This window comes from Micromonospora sp. NPDC005710 (genome assembly GCF_040630995.1).
In the GTDB taxonomy this organism is placed as follows: Bacteria; Actinomycetota; Actinomycetes; order Mycobacteriales; family Micromonosporaceae; genus Micromonospora.
On the sequence record NZ_JBEXYP010000004.1, the window covers coordinates 308,945 to 323,704 of the forward strand.

Consider the following 14,760-nt stretch of genomic DNA (forward strand, 5'->3'; position numbering starts at 1 on the left):
TATGCGGCTCGTGCTCACGGCGGACACCCACGTACCGAAGCGGGCCCGGGACCTACCCGGGCCTCTCTGGGCTGCCATCGAGGCTGCCGACCTGGTGGTGCACGCCGGCGACTGGGTGGACGAGGCGTTGCTCGACGCGATGACCGCACGATCGCGCCGACTGGTCGGGGTGTACGGCAACAACGACGGCCCGGCGCTGCGCGCCCGGCTGCCGGAGGTGGCCCGGGTCGAGCTGGACGGTCTGCGGATGGCTGTGGTGCACGAGACCGGGCAACGGACCGGCCGGGAGAAGCGGTGTGCGGCCCTCTTTCCCGACGTCGACCTGCTGGTCTTCGGGCACTCGCACATCCCCTGGGACACCGAGGCACCCGGCGGGCTGCGCCTGCTCAACCCCGGCTCACCCACCGACCGCCGATCCCAACCCCACGCCACCTACCTGACCGCCGAGGTCCACGCCGCCAGCCTGACAAAGGTGCGCCTGCACAACCTGCCCCACCCCTGACCGCCCCTGACCCCCGCGAGCGCTCCCGCGCCCGGCCCGGCCCAGTCCCGCGATCTTGCACTTTCTGTTGGTGACTCGTGGCTTGTGCGCCATTTTGTCCCGACAGAAAGTGCAAGATCGCGGGGGGTGCTACTGGCCTCGGCCGGTCTTGGCCTGGAGTTCGTCGATGCGCTTGGACGCCTCGGCCTTGGTCAGGTCGTCCGGGAGATCGGCGTGAGCCTCCCGGGCGAGCGTGTTCAGGTAGGACTCCTGAGCGGCGGTCGGCGGCTCGTCGCCGGTCACCCACTCGTCCGGGTCCTTGATCGCGGCGTTCTGGTCGGCCTGCTCAGTGTTGCGGTCCGTCATCGTCATCACCCTTTCGTTCGAACAGGTGTGCCAGTACCCCGATCTCGGCAGTTCATTCCTGCCTGGTCGTCGGTACGCGCCGCGCGAGCCCGACAACCTCCCCGCCCGCGCCGATCTTGCACTTTCGGTTGCCGAGATGCCCGGAATGCCTGCTATGCCGCGACAGCAACTGCAAGATCGCGAGGGCGGGCACCTCGACCCCGTCGATCATGGAGTTGTGGTGCCCGATTTGGGCTTACCTGGGGTACTTGTCAACCAGCACAACTCCTTGATCGACGGGGCGAGCTGTAGAGGCTGGGCCTGTTGTCTCCGAACTCGGCCCTCAGGAGAAGCCTGGCCTCCGCGCAGGGCCATCGCTGGTCGTCCGCCCGGCAGAACCACATCGGTCGCAGTGGGGTATGGGGTTTCTGCGGGCCGTGATGTCGGACCGCTCGCGTGATCGACTCGGTTTTCTCGATGTCGCTGTGCACGAGTCTCTTGGATACCGCGTTTTCAAGGAACCCGAGTCGATCAAAGAGGGCGACCGGTCCGCCACCTACGATCATCTGATGACGGTGGACCAGTCGGGTGTGGTGGTGGTCGGGGCGGGCATCGCCGGGGTGGCCTGTGCTGTCGAGTTGACCCTGGCCGGGGTGCCGGTGCAGGTCTGGGAACGGGGGCATGTCCGCGGCGGCCGGATGGCCAGCAAACGCTTCCAGGGGCGGCCCGCAGACATCGGCGCCGCCTACTTCACCGCCACCGACCCGGACTTCGCCGCGCTCGTCGAGCAGTGGCGCGCCGCCGGATTGGTCCGCGAATGGACCGACACCTTCCAGGCGTACGACCGGAGTGGAAACCACGAGGTGCCCGGGCCGACGCGCTTCGCCGCACCCGGTGGGCTGCGCTCGTTGGTCGAGCACCTGGCCAGCGCGGTGCCCGTGACAGTCGACCGGCTGGTACTCACAGTGGAGCCGGGCCCGGTAGTGGACGGTGAGTCGTGTGCGGCGGTCGCCCTGGCCATGCCGGGCCCGCAGGCCGCCCTGCTGCTCGACCCGGCCCTCGCCGACGCCACCCGGGTCGTGCAGGCGCAGCGCTGGTCGCCGTCGCTGGCCGCGGTGCTGCGCTTTCCGACCCGGCGCTGGCCGGACTTTCAGGGCGCGTTCGTCAACGACCATCCGGTCCTCAGCCTCGTCTGCGACGACGGCGACCGGCGCGGTGACGGCGCCCCGGTGCTCGTCGCGCACACCGTCCCCGAGTTCGCGGCCGGGCACCTGGCCCAACCCACCGGGGCCGGCCCGGCCATCGAACAGGCCGTCCAGGATCTGCTCGGGCTGCCCGAGCAGGCCGTCGACGTGCACGTGCACCGCTGGACGTACGCGAAGCCGACAAGCAACGCCGGCGGCGCGACCCACCACCTCGACGCCGACGGGGTCGGCCTGGCCGGTGACGCGTTCGGCAAGCCCCGGGTGCAGAGCGCCTGGCGCTCCGGCCGGGACCTGGGCCGCGCGCTGGCCGCCCGCCTGGCCTGAGACGCGCGTGCTCAGGCGTGCCCCGCTGCCGCGACGGGCCGCGCGTCGTTGCGCTCGGCCGGGTCGGAGGTCCGTTCGCCCTCCCGGTCGAGTAGCTGCATCACCGGGGTCGCCGTGACGCCGTGCACCACGACGGAGACGAGCACCACCAGCCCGACGGTCGCCCAGAGCAGCTCGGCCTGCGGGAAGTCGGCCTTCGTGGTGGCGTACGCCAGGTAGTAGAACGAGCCGACGCCGCGGATGCCAAACAACGAGATGACCCAGTGCTCGGCCGGGCGGCCCGGTGCCCCGCGCAGCGACAACCAGCCGATCAGCGGTCGCACCACGAACACCAACGCCAGCCCGACGGCGGCCGCCGGCCAGGTCAGCGGACCCAGCAGGCCCCCCACGATCGCGCCCCCGAGCAGCAGCAACAACACCAGTGTGAGCAGCCGTTCGACCTGCTCGGCGAAGTCGTGCAGCACCGAGTGGAACTCGTGGGTCCGCTCGGCGGCCCGGATCGCCCGGGCGGCCACGAACACCGCCAGGAAGCCGTACCCGCCGACGACCTCCACCAGCCCGTACGCGAGGAACGTCGCCGCCAGCGCCAGGAAACCCTCGGCGTGCCGGGCCAGCCGCAGCTCACTTGGCGCGCGGAAGAACAGCTTGCCGAGCAGCCAGCCGATGAGCAGGCCACCGCCGACGCCGACGCCGACCTTCCAGAGCACGTCCACCGTGAACCACTCGGCCAACCAGTCGCTCGGGGCGAGGCTGGTCGACGCGATGGCGATGGCGGCGTAGACGAACGGGAACGCCAGCCCGTCGTTGAGGCCGGCCTCGGAGGTCAACGCGAACCGGACCTCGTCCTCGGAGTCCTCCACGTCGGTCGGCTCACCGACCTGCACGTCGGCGGCGAGCACCGGATCGGTGGGTGCCAGCGCGGCCCCCAGCAACAGCGCGGCGGCCGGTACCAGCCCCGCCCACCACCAGCCGAGCAGTGCCACCGCGGCGATGCACAGCGGCATCGCGATCGCCAGCAGCCGCCAGGTCGATGACCACCGTCGCCAGCTCAACGGCCGGTCGATCTTCAGCCCGGCACCCATCAGCGCAACGATCACCCCGATCTCGGTGAGGTGGGTCGCCAACTCCGGGTGGGCCAGCGGGTCCGGCGACGGCAGCCCGATCGGCAGCAGGAACACCAGCATGCCGAGGGCGAGGAAGGCGATCGGCATGGACAGCGGGCGCCGCTCCAGCACCCGCGGCAGGATGCCCGCGAGCAGAGCGCCCAGGCCCACGAGCGCGAACGCCACATCTACCGGCTCCACGGCACCACCCTTCAGCCGCACCCGCGAGGCGCGGGCAGGTGGTGACAGTCCTTGCCCCGCAAAGGCTCCCGCTATGCGTGCCCGCGGCGGTGAGCCTGAGTGATCCTCATCGGGGCAGCCGGGAGAGCGGTGAGTCGGCCAGTTCGGCCAACAGTGCGGCCGGGTCCTCGTACACCGCCACGGCACCCGCCCCCGCCAGCTCGCCGCGGCTGGTGCCACCGCAGGTGAGGCCCACACACGGGATGTTGACCTTGCCGGCCGCGACGACGTCCCACACCGAGTCGCCGACGAAGACCACCCGGTCGGCGGCCAACCCGGACTGCTCCAACGCGGCGACCAGGATGTCCGGTGCCGGTTTGCTCTGCTGGGCGTCCGCGGAGGAGGTGACCGTGTCGATCACGTCGTCGGCGGCCAGCGCCCGACGAAGCGCGCCCACCTCGGATTCCGTGGCGGAGGTGGCCAGCACGACCCGCAACCCCCGCTCGGCGCAGGCCCGCAACAGGTCGGCCGCCCGGGGCAGCGGCGTGAGGCGCTCCCAGTACTCGGCGTAGAGGGTGTCGTGGGCGTCGCGCAGCTTCGCGTCGGCGTCGCGGTCCCGTTCCGGCCCGAGGAGATGGTCGAGGAGTTTGTCCGACCCCATGCCGATCGAGCGGTGCACCACCGCCATCGGCACCGGCTGGTCAGTCTGGCGCAGCGCCTCCCACCAGCTCACGGTGTGCAGGTACGTGGTGTCGACAAGGGTGCCGTCGACATCGAAGAGGACCCCGGCGGGCCGGTCGGGAGCCATGGGCGTCCTCCTACCCTCGGGCGGCTCAGGGATGCGCGGCTGGCGGCGCGAGGATCTCGAACCAGACAGTGGAACCCCGGACCGACGGGTCGGTGCCCCAGGCGTCGCTGAGCTCCTCGATCAGGCCGAGGCCGCGCCCGCGACTGCTCAACGTGTCGGTACGCGCCCGGGTGACGGTGCCCCGGGTGCCCGAATCCGCCACCGAGACGAGCAGCCGCTCGGCGCTGAGATCGATCTCCACCCGGGCGGCAGTGCCGGCGTGCAGCAACGCGTTGGTGGTCAGCTCGCTGGTGCAGAGCACCGCCGCCCCGATCACCGACTCGGGCACCTGCCACTCGGTGAGCTGGCCGGTCAGCCAGTGCCGGACCCGGCTGGGCGCGGTCGGCTCGGCGGGCACCTCCATGCTCGCCGAACGACTCGGTGTGAGCGCGTGCTCGACCGCCAGCACTGCCACGTCGTCCTCCGTGCCGCCCGGGACCGCCGCGGTGGCCACCGCGCAGAGTGCCCTGGGGTCACCACTGCCGGCCTTGGCGATGGCGTCGCTCAGGGTGGCGAGCCCGGCGCTCAGGCTCTGCCGGCGGCGCTCCACCACCCCGTCGCTGAACAGCAGCAGCGTGTCACCGGGGCGGAACGGGACGGTAGTGGTGCCGGGCCGACGGCCCAGCCCCAGCGGCGGGCCGGGCGGGACGTCGACGTACTCGGCGTGGAACCGACCATCCGGGTCGCTGCGGCGGATCAGCGGCGCCGGGTGGCCGGCGCTGGACACTGTCAGCTCCCGCCGTTCCGAATGGATCACCCCGAACGCCACCGTGACGAACAGTTCGTGGGTGCCGGCCTCCGTGCCGAGGCTGTCCACCAGCCGGTCCAGGCCGGCGAGGACCGCGTCGGGTGTCGGGTCGGCCAGGGCCAGGGCGCGCAACGCCGCCCGCACCTGCCCCATCCGCGCGGCGGCCTGCACGTCGTGCCCGGCGACGTCACCCAGCACCACACCGAGCGAGCCGTCGGGCAGCAGGAACGCGTCGTAGAAGTCACCGCCGGCCGCGTTGCCGTCCACACCGGGGTCGTAGCGCGCCGCGATCCGCAGCCGGGGCAGGTCGGGCAGGTGCTCCGGCAACATGCTGCGTTGCAGCAGTTGGGCGGTGCCGTGCTGGGTCTCGAACCGGCGGGCCCGCTCGGCGGCCTGACCGATCAACTCGGCCGACGCGGCCAGCAGCGCCCGTTCGGCGGGGGACCAGGTGTGCGGGACCTGGTAGCCGACCGCCAGCCCGCCGCGGACCACCGAGGTGCCCAGCGGCAGGGCCGCCATCGCCCGGATCTTCTGGTCGTGGCGGTCCACGGCGATGTCCCGCAGCGGCTGCCCGTCCCTGGTGAACGACGGGGCGCCGGAGCGGGCCGACTGCACCACCGGGGCCGACCAGTCCGCCGGCGCGCGCCGCCAGAGCGGGGGCAGCCGCTCGTCGGCCTCGTCAAGCAACTCGCCGCGGACCCGACGCACCATGCGCCAGCCGCCGCCGCCCTCGTCGACAGCGAACGAGGCCTGATCGGGGTCGAACGTGGTGATCGCGTACCGCAGCGCCACCCGGGCCACGTCGTCGAGGGTGAGGGTGCCGGCGAGCGCCGCGGCCACCTCGCTGAGGCTCTGCAACTGCTCGGTGACGTGGGTGGTCTCGGCCGCGACCGTCAACACGCCGACGATCTGCCCGGCGCTGTCCCGCACCGGCGAGTAGCCCCTGGTGAAGACCGCCTGCTCCACCGTCGCGGAGTGCCCACGGACCAGCGGCAGGGTGGACTCCTTCTCCAGGAAGGGCTCCCCCTCCCGGTAGCAGCGCTCGATCACCACACCGACGCCGGGCAGCGCCCAGATCTCCGCGAACACCTCGGCGGCCGGACGGCCGAGGGCACTCGGGTGCTTCGTGCCCAGCAGTTCGGCGTAGCCGGCGTTGTAGAGCAGCACGAGGTCGTCGCCGTAGGCCAGGGCCATCGGCATCGGCGAGTCGACGATCAGCTCCACCACGGCCCGGACGGCGACGTCCCAGTCGTCGACGGGACCCAACGGGGTGGCGGCCCAGTCGTGGGCGTGCACACCCACCGCCGGACCGGACCCGGAGGGTGCGCCCGGGCCCGGAGTTGCTGGCGTGGGGACACGCCCGACCGTTCCTGGCATGTTCGCAGCCTAGTCGGCCGGCCGGAAAAGGCATCCGACCACGGCGGCGGGCCGTCGCCGCGTCCCTCGAGGTGGACGTTCGGGCAGTTCAGGGCCCCGGTCCGAAGGTCCTTCGCAAAAAACGCCGTGCGCTGCGCGGACTGCCGGACCAGTTGCCGGGTATGCGCCCGGCGCAGTCCATGCGACAGGAGGGACATCATGCTGAAAACCCTCGCGGTCCGGCAGGCCGACATCGGCGATGCCGTCGCCGACACCTGGAGGTCGGTGCTGCTCTTCATCCCGAAGGCAGTGGCCTTCATCGTCATCCTCGTGGTCGGCTGGCTCATCGCCAGAGCCGTCCTCAAAATCGTGGATACGGTGCTGGAACGGGTGCACTTCGACCAGGCGGTCGAACGTGGCGGCATCAAACGGGCCCTGGAGAGAACGAAGTACGACGCCAGCGACATCCTGGCCAGACTGGCCTACTACGCCGTACTGCTGTTCACACTGCAGTTCGCGTTCGGAGTCTGGGGGCCCAACGCGATCAGTGACCTGATCAGGGGAGTGGTGTCCTGGCTGCCACGGGCGTTCATCGCGATCGTCATCGTGGTGGTGGCGGCTGCGATCGCCAACGCTGTCCGGGATCTGGTCACCGGGGCGCTGGGCGGGCTCTCGTACGGCAAGGTCCTGGCCGACCTGACGGCGATCTTCATCATCGCTCTCGGCGTGATCGCCGCCCTGAACCAGGTGGGTATCGCCACGACGGTGACCACTCCGGTGCTGATCGCGGTGCTCGCCACGGTGGCCGGCATCCTGATCGTCGGTGTCGGTGGCGGTCTCGTGAGGCCGATGCAGAAGCGCTGGGACGGCTGGCTGGACCGGGCCGCCCAGGAGGCACGTGCGGTGCAGCAGCAGCGTCAGGCCGCATCGGCCGGGCGGAGCGACGTGGAGCGGCAGATGGCCGACCGCGGGGGTGACCGCACCCAGGCGATGCCTCGGGTGGACGAAGCCCAGCAGTACCGCTCGTAGCGGGCGTAACGGCACGACGGGTGGGAGGGCGTTCCGCGTACGCCGCGGGGTGCCCTCCCCACGTGTCAGTGCCGGTCGAGTGCGCGCGCCAACGCGCAGACCGCCACCAGGCGGGCGAGCAGCCACTCCGGGTGACTCCAGTCCACCGGCCCGCTGGGTGGCGTCCACCCGTGCTCCAGGGCGGCCGTGCGCACCCCCTCGGCGTAGCCGGCGAGCGCCGCGGTGGTCAGCGGCGTGCGGTCCCCGTCGAGGCTGTCCCGGACGGCCGCCGCGTGCTGGTCGACCAGGGCCAGCAGCCCTGGTCGCGCGGCGGCGGCGGCGAGCCCGACAGTGCCCACGGAGACGGTGAGGGCGGCCAGGGTGGACCGCGCCGAGTCGACGGCGGTACGGGAGGCGACCCGGTTGAACGGCACACGCATGGTGACCGAGGCTAACCGACCGGTGACGGCGCCGACCTCGTCCGCTCGGCGGATGTCGGCTGCGCCACTGGGGTGAACGCCGCTGACCTGGGGGATTGATCCGGTACAGACGGGGCAGCAGGACAGACACCCAGAAGCGACGGCACACGGCACGGAGGCACGGATGGGACAGCAGGCGGACGCACCCGACGAGCGGCACCGGCGGCCGGACGGCGTCAGCGACGAGACGGTCGCCGCGCTCGGAAAGCTCAGCGAGGCGCTCGAGTGTGTGGAGCGGGCCCGGGGGCACCTCTACTCGACGCACCAGTTGATCGGTCACGCCGATCTGATGCTCGACGACGCGGTGGAGCAGCTTCAGGCCGCTGGGCATCCGCACCTCGCCGACCGGATCGCCACTGAGTTGCGTGGCCGCAACGTCATCGCCGGACGGTGGACGTTCCAGATCGTCGAGGACTTTGACGACGGCTACTACGCGCTGTTCCGGGAGGTGGACCAGCAGGCCCGCGACGAGCTGGTCGGTGGGCGGCGCCACCTCTACGAGGCGGAGATGAAGGAACGCCGCCGCAGCCGGGGACGGCCGGGCCACGAGGCCCGGCCGGACGGTGGAGGCTAGTCGGTTGTCGCGTCGGCTGGGCGTCGCCGGGCCGCGTCGTCGGCGATGATCACGGTGGCCACCATCAGCGCGACGCACAGGCTGAACAGCCAGGACTCGTCGCTGACGAGCCAGGCGGACACGGGTGCCTGCAGCGCGGCGAGCAGGAAACCGATCCAGGCGACCTGGCGCTGACGCGGTGAGAGGATTCCGGAGCCTTGATGCATCCCGAAATTCTTACGCGAACAAGCCGTTCTGCCGTCCTCCGATCAGCCGATTCTGGATGAGCTGTCCGTTTTTTCGACCGTACGGACACGACTTCTTCGCGCCGTGGGCGATCGGGCCCCGACGGCGCTAGGCCGCGTTGCGGCAGGATGGTGCCTCATGTCCACCCCGTCCGCGCGCCCCCGCGCCTCGCTGCTCCTGCTGGCCTACCTCGCGTTCGTCAGTCTGGGCCTGCCCGACGGCCTGCTCGGCGTCGGCTGGCCGTCGATCCGGGGCGAGTTCGACGTACCGACCGAGGCGGTCGGGTGGGTGCTCACCGCCGGCACCATCGGCTACCTCACCTCGAGCGTGCTGGCCGGCTTCACGCTGGCAAGGGTCGGCGTGGGCGCCCTGCTCGCCGGCAGCACCCTGCTCGCGAGCCTGGCGCTGACCGGCTACGCGGTGAGCCCGGTGCTGGCGGCGCTCGTGGGCTGTGCGCTGCTGCTCGGGCTCGGCTCCGGCGCTGTCGACTCGGGGCTCAACGCGTACGCCGCCGGGGCGTTCGGGCCCCGCCACATGAACTGGTTGCACGCCTTCTTCGGCCTCGGTGTGGCCATCGGTCCGCTGATCATGACGGCGGTGTTGAGCGCCGGGCTCGCCTGGCGGTGGGGGTACGCCGTCGTGGCCGCCGCCCAGCTCGTCCTCGCCGCCGCGTTCGCGCTCACCGTGCGGGCCTGGCATCGGGACGTCCCGGCCAGCACCGGGGCCTCCGACACCGCCCCGGCCGCGCAAGCCGGGCCGGCACCGACGGTCCGCGACACGCTGCGACTGCCGGCGGTCTGGTCGGGCACGCTCGCCTTCGCGCTGTACGTCGCGATCGAGGTGTCCGCCGGTCTGTGGGCGTTCCTGCTGCTGACCGAGGGGCGAGGGCTCGGCGCGGCGGTGGCCGGCGGCTGCGTCTCCGCGTACTGGGGCAGCCTCTTCGTCGGCCGGGTCGTGCAGGGTCTGGTGGCCGAGCGCCTGGGGGCGGGCCTGGTGTTGCGCGTCAGCCTGGCCGGCATGGCGGTCGGCGCGGCGCTCATCGCGGTGCCCGGGCCGGCCGCCATCGCGGTCCTCGGCCTGGTCGTGGTCGGTTTCGCCGCAGCGCCGGTGTTCCCACTGCTCACCCTCACCACCGCCGAACGGGTCGGCGCGGCGCACGCGGACCGGGCCATCGGGTTGCAGATCGGTGCCGCGGGCGTCGGTGCGGCGCTGGTCCCGGCCGGGCTGGGCGTGCTGATCGGCAACACGTCGGTACAGGTGCTGGGCTCGGCCCTGCTGGTGCTCGCGCTGGCGCTGATCGCGCTCTACGAGTGGGGCGCGCGCCGACCCACCGACGGGCAGCCCGAAGGGGCGGTGTCCGTCCAGCCCCGGAGCACCGAGGGTCAGACGTCCGGCCCGGTCCGGCCGGTGGTGGACGGGCGGTAGGCGCGCTGCGGGTCGGTGTCCTCCCGGCTGTTGCCCCGGGCCTGCCCGTCGCGGTCCGACGCCGCCGGCCCGTGCCCGAACGCGGCCTCCTCGCCGGCGTCGTTGCCCGTCACGTCGTCGGCCTGCCCGTCAAGGCTGGAGCCCGACACCGCGCGCTCCAACTCCTCCAACGGAAGCCGTTCCTCGTCCCGCCACACCCTGATGTTGTCGTCGGTCATACCTCCAGCCGTACCCGGGGCCGATGATCGCAAACGACCTCGGGCACGGCGATGGCCGCCGGGACACCGGCGGCCATCTCAGGTCACTGCTCAGTTCACGGCTGCGGACGGTCCACCGAACCACGCCAGGCGCCGGTCTCCTGACCGCGTCGCTCGATGTAGGTCTTGAACCGTTCCAGGTCGCCCTTGGCCCGCCGGTCGACGATGCCGAGCTTGTCACCGGCCTGCTCGACCACCCCGTGCGGCTCGAACTCGAGCTGGAGGGTGACCCGGGTCTTGTCCTGGTCCAGTCGGTGGAAGGTCACCACACCGGCCTGCTGGGTGCCGTCGGTCGACCGCCAGGCGACCCGCTCGTCGGGGAGCTGTTCGGTGATCTCGGCGTCGAACTCGCGCTTCACCCCGGCGATGTCCACGGTCCAGTGGGTCATCGTGTCGGAGAGTTGCCGGACCTCCTGCACACCCTCCATGAACTGGGGGAACTCCTCGAACTGCGTCCACTGGTCGTACGCGGTACGCACGGGTACGGAAACGTCCACATGTTCGGTAACGCCACTCATCGGGGAACCTCCTTCAGCGCTGGTGGCTGGTCGGATCGGGGGCGATCCGGCTCACCAGCGAGTTGTCTCGTTCTTGTTGCCCAGCGCCGCCCACACCTCGGAGACCGTCTGGTAGACGGTGCCCTCGGGCAGCCGCTCCAGCGCCGCCACGATGTCGTCCGGCGCCTCGTTCTCGCGGGCGCTGGCAACGAGCACCAGACGGTCACCCGGCAGCGCGCTCATCGAGATGAACCGGCCGAGCCGGCTGCGCTGCTCGACGTCCGTGGAGCTCATGCCCTGCGGAGTGCCGGTGCGCAGGTCGCCGGCCGGGGCGGTGGTCGTCTCCGGCTGGTCCTCGCCGGCCGGTTCCGGCACCCGCGACTCGTCGACCCGAGAGCCACCGGTCCCCGGCCCCTGTACGAGGCCGCTGACCTCCTGACTCATCTGCTCGTCGATCCTCGGTCCGTGCTTACTGTTGCCACGCTCCATGCCTTCTGCGCTACCCGGCACCCGGGCCGATAAACCGGCACCGGCCCTCGGTCCGGGCGCGGGCCGGACATCGGGGCCGGAAACGGAGGCTCAGTCGTCGGCGGGCTTGCGCGGCGGCAGCACCGGGTCCTCCGGGTCCGTTTCGCCGGCCTGCAACCGCCGCCCGCGCTGCACCTCCGCGTTGATCTGCACGCCGAGCATCAGTGCCGAGTTGGACAGGTAGAGCCAGACCAGGAACGCGATGGCCGCCCCGAGGCTGCCGTAGGTGGTGTCGTACGAGCTGAAGTTGGCCACGTAGAGGCCGAAGCCGAAGGAGGCCGCCGCCCACGAGACCAGGGCCACCGCGCCGCCCGGGGTGAGCCAGCGGAACCGGGGCTGGCGCACGTTCGGCGCGATCCAGAACAGCAACGACAGCAGCACCATCATGATCATGGCGAGGACCGGCCACTTCGCCACCCTCCACACCGTGCGGGCCAGGCCGCCGGCGTTGACCAGGTCGCCGACCGCATCGGTGACCGGCCCGCTGACGATCAGGCCGAGGGCGACCACCGCGAGGAGCACGAGCGTGATCGCCGCCAGGCCGATCTGCACCGGCCGGAGCTTCCACACCGGCCGGCCCTCGGTCACCCCGTAGACGGCGTTGGACGCCCGGGTGAACGCGCCGATGAAGCCCGACGCGGACCAGAGCGCGCCGAGCAGGCCGAAACTCAGCAGCAGCTTGGGGTTGCTCTGGTCGAGCACCACGGTCTTGATCACCCCGACCACGCCGCCGTTCTCCGTCGTCAGCACCGACCCGGCGCCCACCTGGTTGGCCAGGTCGACCACCGTGTCCAGGGTCCGCTCCCCGTCGGAGACCAGACCGACGAGCGCCACCACCACGATGGCGGACGGAAAGAGCGCCAGGACGCCGTAGTAGGTGAGCGCGGCGGCCCAGTCGGAGCAGTTGTCGTTGACGAAGTTCTGCACACTGCGGACCAGCACACCGCGCCAGGTCCGCCAGCTCAGCTGCCGCATCCGCCGAGGAACTCCGGTGCCCGGGGTGCCGTCGAGCGTCGTACCGGGGTCTGTGGTCGTCATGCCCGCTCCCTGCGCCCCGGCCGCCGGATGACCGGTCGTCCGGTCTGGCCTGGCCCGCCGGTACCCGGATGCGGAAATCGACAAACCCGCAGCGCGGCCGACATTCACCGCTGTGGTTTGCGGCAGCGTCAGCCGGGAACGGTTACCGACACCCTGTCCACACGGAGGAGGACGAGATGCCCGGGCGCGAGGACCTGCCCAGCACGCTGCGGCGCTCCCCGGAGAAGGCGCAGCGCACCTGGGAGAAGACGCACGACTCGGCGGTCGAGACGTACGGCGAGGGGGAACGGTCGCATCGCACCGCCTTCGCCGCCGTGAAGCACCAGTTCGAGAAGGTGGGCGACCACTGGGAGCCGAAGGGCCGCAAGGGCCCCAGCGACCAGCAGGCCGCCGGTGGCGGGCCGGAACGACGCGCCCCCACGGCGGGCGGCGTGGACGCCAACGCCACAAAGGATCACCTGATGTCGGTGGCCCGCAGACTCGACGTGCCCGGCCGGTCCAGCATGACCAAACCGGAGCTGGTCACCGCCATCGAGAAGGCCAACGACCGCGCCACCCGCAGGGCCCGCGGCGATTGACGCCGCCGCACCGCACCACCACCACCGACGCGGTACGGGCGGGCGCTCCACCCCTGCGTCCGCCCGTGCGGTCTCACCAGTGCCCGCCGCCCGGCGCCTCGATGTGCACCGCCTTCGTGGCGGTGAACTCGTCCAGCAGCTCCGGGCCGTACCCGAAGCCCTGCCCGCTGGCCCGACGCGGATGCGCGGCACCCCCCGGCGCGCCCCCGAACACCGCGTTGACCTTCACAGTGCCCACCGGCAGTTCCCGCCAGGCCCGCTGCGCGTGACTCATCGACGGCGTCAACACAGTGGCGGCCAGCCCGTACGGGGAGTCCGCCGCGCAGCGCAGCGCCTCGTCGAACGAGTCGACGACCACCACCGGGGCGACCGGCCCGAACGTCTCCTCCCGGACCAGCGGCATGTCGTGACGGCAGTCGGTGACGACAGTGGCCGGGTAGAACGCCCCCGGCCCGTCGGGCACCTCGCCGCCCACCCGCACCCGGGCGCCATCCGCCACCGCTGCCGCCACCTGCCCGTGCACGTGGTCCCGGTGTCGCCGGTCGACGAGCGGGCCCAGTTCGGTGCCGGGGTCCCGGCCCGGCCCGAGCCGCAGCGCCGCGGCGCGGCGGACCAGAGCGGCCACGAACTCGTCGGCCACCTCCCGGTGCACGTAGAGCCGCTCCACCGCCACGCAGATCTGCCCGGCGTTGGCGAACGCGCCGAGCGCGGCCTGCTCCGCCGCCCACTCCGGGTCGACGCCCGCGTCCACGATCAACGGGTCACTGCCCCCGTTCTCCAGGAGCACTTTCGCGCCGGTGCGGGCCGCCGCCGCGGCGATCGCCCGCCCGGTCGCGGTGGCACCCACGTGCGCCACCACGTCGACCTCCTGCGCCGCCAGCGCCGCACCGACCTCCGGGCCGCCGGTGAGCAACGACAACACCCCGGCCGGCAGCGCCTGGTCCAGTGCCCGGGCCAGTAGCCAACCCGTCGCCGGTGTCCGTTCGCTCGGCTTGTAGAGCACCACGTTCCCGGTCACCAGTGCCGCGCCGAGCAGTCCACAGGAGACCGCGACCGGGTCGTTCCACGGGGTGATCGCCGCGACTACCCCTCGGGGCTGCGGGGTCATAAAATCCAGCGCGTCGGCCTGACCGTTGAGCGAGCGCCCGCCCCGCAGCGGGGCCAGCTCCGCGTACTGTCGCAGGGTGCCGATCCCCGCCTCGACGCCGCCGCGCGCGTCCGCGAGGGGCTTGCCCATCTCCGCGGTGACCGCCGCCGCCAACTCCTCGACGACCGCCTCCACCGCGTCCGCGGCCCGGTGCAGCGCCGCCGCCCGTTCCGCCGGCGCGGTCGCCGCCCACTGGGGCACCGCGTTGCGGGCCGCCTGGGTCGCCTTGCCCACCTCGTCGGCAGTGGCCACCGGCACCGTGCTCACCGGCGTGTCGTCCGCCGGATCGTGCACGACCAGTTCGCCGCCGTCACCGCCCGCACCCCACACCCCGCCCACCAGCTGCGCAACCGTGTACATGCGGCGCTGGATGCCCCGGCCCCGGCGAGCCAAACGCGTTTCGCCCGGTTGCGCG

At 72.2% G+C, this 14,760-nt stretch carries 18 protein-coding genes; 6 read left to right on the forward strand and 12 right to left on the reverse strand.

Annotated elements, in window-relative coordinates:
• The first annotated feature begins 1 nt into the window (after nt 1).
• Nucleotides 2-502 (forward strand): YfcE family phosphodiesterase, encoded by a 501-nt coding sequence (locus tag ABZ406_RS07805; RefSeq protein WP_357756969.1) that lies wholly within the window; start codon nt 2-4, stop codon nt 500-502.
• 129 nt (nt 503-631) lie between these two features.
• Here the strand turns inward: ABZ406_RS07805 and ABZ406_RS07810 are convergent, their stop codons facing one another.
• Nucleotides 632-847: a DUF3072 domain-containing protein gene (locus ABZ406_RS07810; RefSeq protein ID WP_357756972.1), complete on the reverse strand. Its 216-nt coding sequence runs from the start codon at nt 845-847 to the stop codon at nt 632-634.
• Between the two features lie 52 nt (nt 848-899).
• Nucleotides 900-1,058: a hypothetical protein gene (locus ABZ406_RS07815; protein ID WP_357756976.1), complete on the reverse strand. Its 159-nt coding sequence runs from the start codon at nt 1,056-1,058 to the stop codon at nt 900-902.
• Nucleotides 1,059-1,416: 358 nt separating this feature from the next.
• Here ABZ406_RS07815 and ABZ406_RS07820 point away from each other — a divergent pair, with 358 nt between their 5' ends.
• Complete coding sequence (locus ABZ406_RS07820; RefSeq protein WP_357757290.1) at nt 1,417-2,355, forward strand: FAD-dependent oxidoreductase; 939 nt, start codon at nt 1,417-1,419, stop codon at nt 2,353-2,355.
• An 11-nt stretch (nt 2,356-2,366) separates the two neighbouring features.
• On the opposite strand, the gene ABZ406_RS07825 is transcribed toward ABZ406_RS07820, so the two are convergent.
• From ABZ406_RS07825 to ABZ406_RS07835, 3 genes are all read right to left on the reverse strand, one after another.
• The gene (locus ABZ406_RS07825) at nt 2,367-3,659 is read right to left on the reverse strand and encodes a cation:proton antiporter (RefSeq protein WP_357756979.1); all 1,293 of its coding nucleotides are present in this window, start codon (nt 3,657-3,659) and stop codon (nt 2,367-2,369) included.
• 106 nt (nt 3,660-3,765) lie between these two features.
• Nucleotides 3,766-4,446, reverse strand: coding sequence for an HAD family hydrolase (locus ABZ406_RS07830; protein ID WP_357756982.1), 681 nt, complete (start codon nt 4,444-4,446; stop codon nt 3,766-3,768).
• A 25-nt stretch (nt 4,447-4,471) separates the two neighbouring features.
• Entirely contained in the window at nt 4,472-6,610 is a 2,139-nt protein-coding gene (locus tag ABZ406_RS07835; protein ID WP_357756985.1) for a SpoIIE family protein phosphatase, read from the reverse strand.
• A 198-nt stretch (nt 6,611-6,808) separates the two neighbouring features.
• Here ABZ406_RS07835 and ABZ406_RS07840 point away from each other — a divergent pair, with 198 nt between their 5' ends.
• Nucleotides 6,809-7,618, forward strand: coding sequence for a hypothetical protein (locus tag ABZ406_RS07840; protein WP_357756988.1), 810 nt, complete (start codon nt 6,809-6,811; stop codon nt 7,616-7,618).
• A gap of 65 nt (nt 7,619-7,683) precedes the next feature.
• On the opposite strand, the gene ABZ406_RS07845 is transcribed toward ABZ406_RS07840, so the two are convergent.
• Nucleotides 7,684-8,037: a DUF6401 family natural product biosynthesis protein gene (locus ABZ406_RS07845; RefSeq protein WP_357756990.1), complete on the reverse strand. Its 354-nt coding sequence runs from the start codon at nt 8,035-8,037 to the stop codon at nt 7,684-7,686.
• A 163-nt stretch (nt 8,038-8,200) separates the two neighbouring features.
• On the opposite strand from ABZ406_RS07845, the gene ABZ406_RS07850 reads away from it, so the two are divergent.
• A complete protein-coding gene (locus ABZ406_RS07850) occupies nt 8,201-8,650 on the forward strand; it encodes a hypothetical protein (RefSeq protein ID WP_357756993.1) in 450 nt (149 codons plus the stop codon).
• Here the strand turns inward: ABZ406_RS07850 and ABZ406_RS07855 are convergent.
• Nucleotides 8,647-8,856 (reverse strand): hypothetical protein, encoded by a 210-nt coding sequence (locus ABZ406_RS07855; RefSeq protein WP_357756996.1) that lies wholly within the window; start codon nt 8,854-8,856, stop codon nt 8,647-8,649. The genes ABZ406_RS07850 and ABZ406_RS07855 overlap by 4 nt on opposite strands.
• 157 nt (nt 8,857-9,013) lie before the next feature.
• Here ABZ406_RS07855 and ABZ406_RS07860 point away from each other — a divergent pair, with 157 nt between their 5' ends.
• Nucleotides 9,014-10,300: an MFS transporter gene (locus ABZ406_RS07860; RefSeq protein ID WP_357756998.1), complete on the forward strand. Its 1,287-nt coding sequence runs from the start codon at nt 9,014-9,016 to the stop codon at nt 10,298-10,300.
• Here ABZ406_RS07860 and ABZ406_RS07865 read toward each other — a convergent pair.
• The 4 genes from ABZ406_RS07865 to ABZ406_RS07880 all read right to left on the reverse strand — a co-directional run bounded on the left by ABZ406_RS07865 (nt 10,258) and on the right by ABZ406_RS07880 (nt 12,620).
• A complete protein-coding gene (locus tag ABZ406_RS07865; protein ID WP_357757001.1) occupies nt 10,258-10,518 on the reverse strand; it encodes a hypothetical protein in 261 nt (86 codons plus the stop codon). The two genes, ABZ406_RS07860 and ABZ406_RS07865, sit on opposite strands and share 43 nt — an antisense overlap.
• A 95-nt stretch (nt 10,519-10,613) precedes the next feature.
• Nucleotides 10,614-11,075, reverse strand: a complete 462-nt coding sequence (locus ABZ406_RS07870) for an SRPBCC family protein (RefSeq protein ID WP_357757004.1) — start codon at nt 11,073-11,075, stop codon at nt 10,614-10,616.
• Nucleotides 11,076-11,126: 51 nt separating this feature from the next.
• On the reverse strand, nt 11,127-11,543 hold the full coding sequence (locus ABZ406_RS07875; protein ID WP_203149384.1) for a DUF2795 domain-containing protein: 417 nt from the start codon (nt 11,541-11,543) through the stop codon (nt 11,127-11,129).
• Between the two features lie 90 nt (nt 11,544-11,633).
• Nucleotides 11,634-12,620 (reverse strand): YihY/virulence factor BrkB family protein, encoded by a 987-nt coding sequence (locus tag ABZ406_RS07880; protein ID WP_357757007.1) that lies wholly within the window; start codon nt 12,618-12,620, stop codon nt 11,634-11,636.
• Nucleotides 12,621-12,796: 176 nt separating this feature from the next.
• On the opposite strand from ABZ406_RS07880, the gene ABZ406_RS07885 reads away from it, so the two are divergent.
• Nucleotides 12,797-13,198: a ChaB family protein gene (locus ABZ406_RS07885; protein WP_357757010.1), complete on the forward strand. Its 402-nt coding sequence runs from the start codon at nt 12,797-12,799 to the stop codon at nt 13,196-13,198.
• Between the two features lie 73 nt (nt 13,199-13,271).
• Here the strand turns inward: ABZ406_RS07885 and ABZ406_RS07890 are convergent, their stop codons facing one another.
• Nucleotides 13,272-14,705 carry an aldehyde dehydrogenase family protein gene (locus ABZ406_RS07890; RefSeq protein WP_357757012.1) on the reverse strand — a complete coding sequence of 478 codons (1,434 nt, stop codon included), beginning with the start codon at nt 14,703-14,705 and terminating at the stop codon, nt 13,272-13,274.
• Nucleotides 14,706-14,760 lie beyond the last annotated feature (55 nt).

Bases quoted from the DNA above. Each gene is read 5' to 3' on its own strand.
- ABZ406_RS07805 (WP_357756969.1), top strand. From the start codon at position 2: ATGCGGCTCGTGCTCACGGCGGACACCCACGTACCGAAGCGGGCCCGG.
- ABZ406_RS07810 (WP_357756972.1), bottom strand. From the start codon at position 847: ATGACGGACCGCAACACTGAGCAGGCCGACCAGAACGCCGCGATCAAG.
- ABZ406_RS07815 (WP_357756976.1), bottom strand. From the start codon at position 1,058: ATGATCGACGGGGTCGAGGTGCCCGCCCTCGCGATCTTGCAGTTGCTG.
- ABZ406_RS07830 (WP_357756982.1), bottom strand. From the start codon at position 4,446: ATGGCTCCCGACCGGCCCGCCGGGGTCCTCTTCGATGTCGACGGCACC.
- ABZ406_RS07835 (WP_357756985.1), bottom strand. From the start codon at position 6,610: ATGCCAGGAACGGTCGGGCGTGTCCCCACGCCAGCAACTCCGGGCCCG.
- ABZ406_RS07840 (WP_357756988.1), top strand. From the start codon at position 6,809: ATGCTGAAAACCCTCGCGGTCCGGCAGGCCGACATCGGCGATGCCGTC.
- ABZ406_RS07845 (WP_357756990.1), bottom strand. From the start codon at position 8,037: ATGCGTGTGCCGTTCAACCGGGTCGCCTCCCGTACCGCCGTCGACTCG.
- ABZ406_RS07850 (WP_357756993.1), top strand. From the start codon at position 8,201: ATGGGACAGCAGGCGGACGCACCCGACGAGCGGCACCGGCGGCCGGAC.
- ABZ406_RS07855 (WP_357756996.1), bottom strand. From the start codon at position 8,856: ATGCATCAAGGCTCCGGAATCCTCTCACCGCGTCAGCGCCAGGTCGCC.
- ABZ406_RS07860 (WP_357756998.1), top strand. From the start codon at position 9,014: ATGTCCACCCCGTCCGCGCGCCCCCGCGCCTCGCTGCTCCTGCTGGCC.
- ABZ406_RS07865 (WP_357757001.1), bottom strand. From the start codon at position 10,518: ATGACCGACGACAACATCAGGGTGTGGCGGGACGAGGAACGGCTTCCG.
- ABZ406_RS07870 (WP_357757004.1), bottom strand. From the start codon at position 11,075: ATGAGTGGCGTTACCGAACATGTGGACGTTTCCGTACCCGTGCGTACC.
- ABZ406_RS07875 (WP_203149384.1), bottom strand. From the start codon at position 11,543: ATGGAGCGTGGCAACAGTAAGCACGGACCGAGGATCGACGAGCAGATG.
- ABZ406_RS07880 (WP_357757007.1), bottom strand. From the start codon at position 12,620: ATGACGACCACAGACCCCGGTACGACGCTCGACGGCACCCCGGGCACC.
- ABZ406_RS07885 (WP_357757010.1), top strand. From the start codon at position 12,797: ATGCCCGGGCGCGAGGACCTGCCCAGCACGCTGCGGCGCTCCCCGGAG.
- ABZ406_RS07890 (WP_357757012.1), bottom strand. From the start codon at position 14,705: ATGTACACGGTTGCGCAGCTGGTGGGCGGGGTGTGGGGTGCGGGCGGT.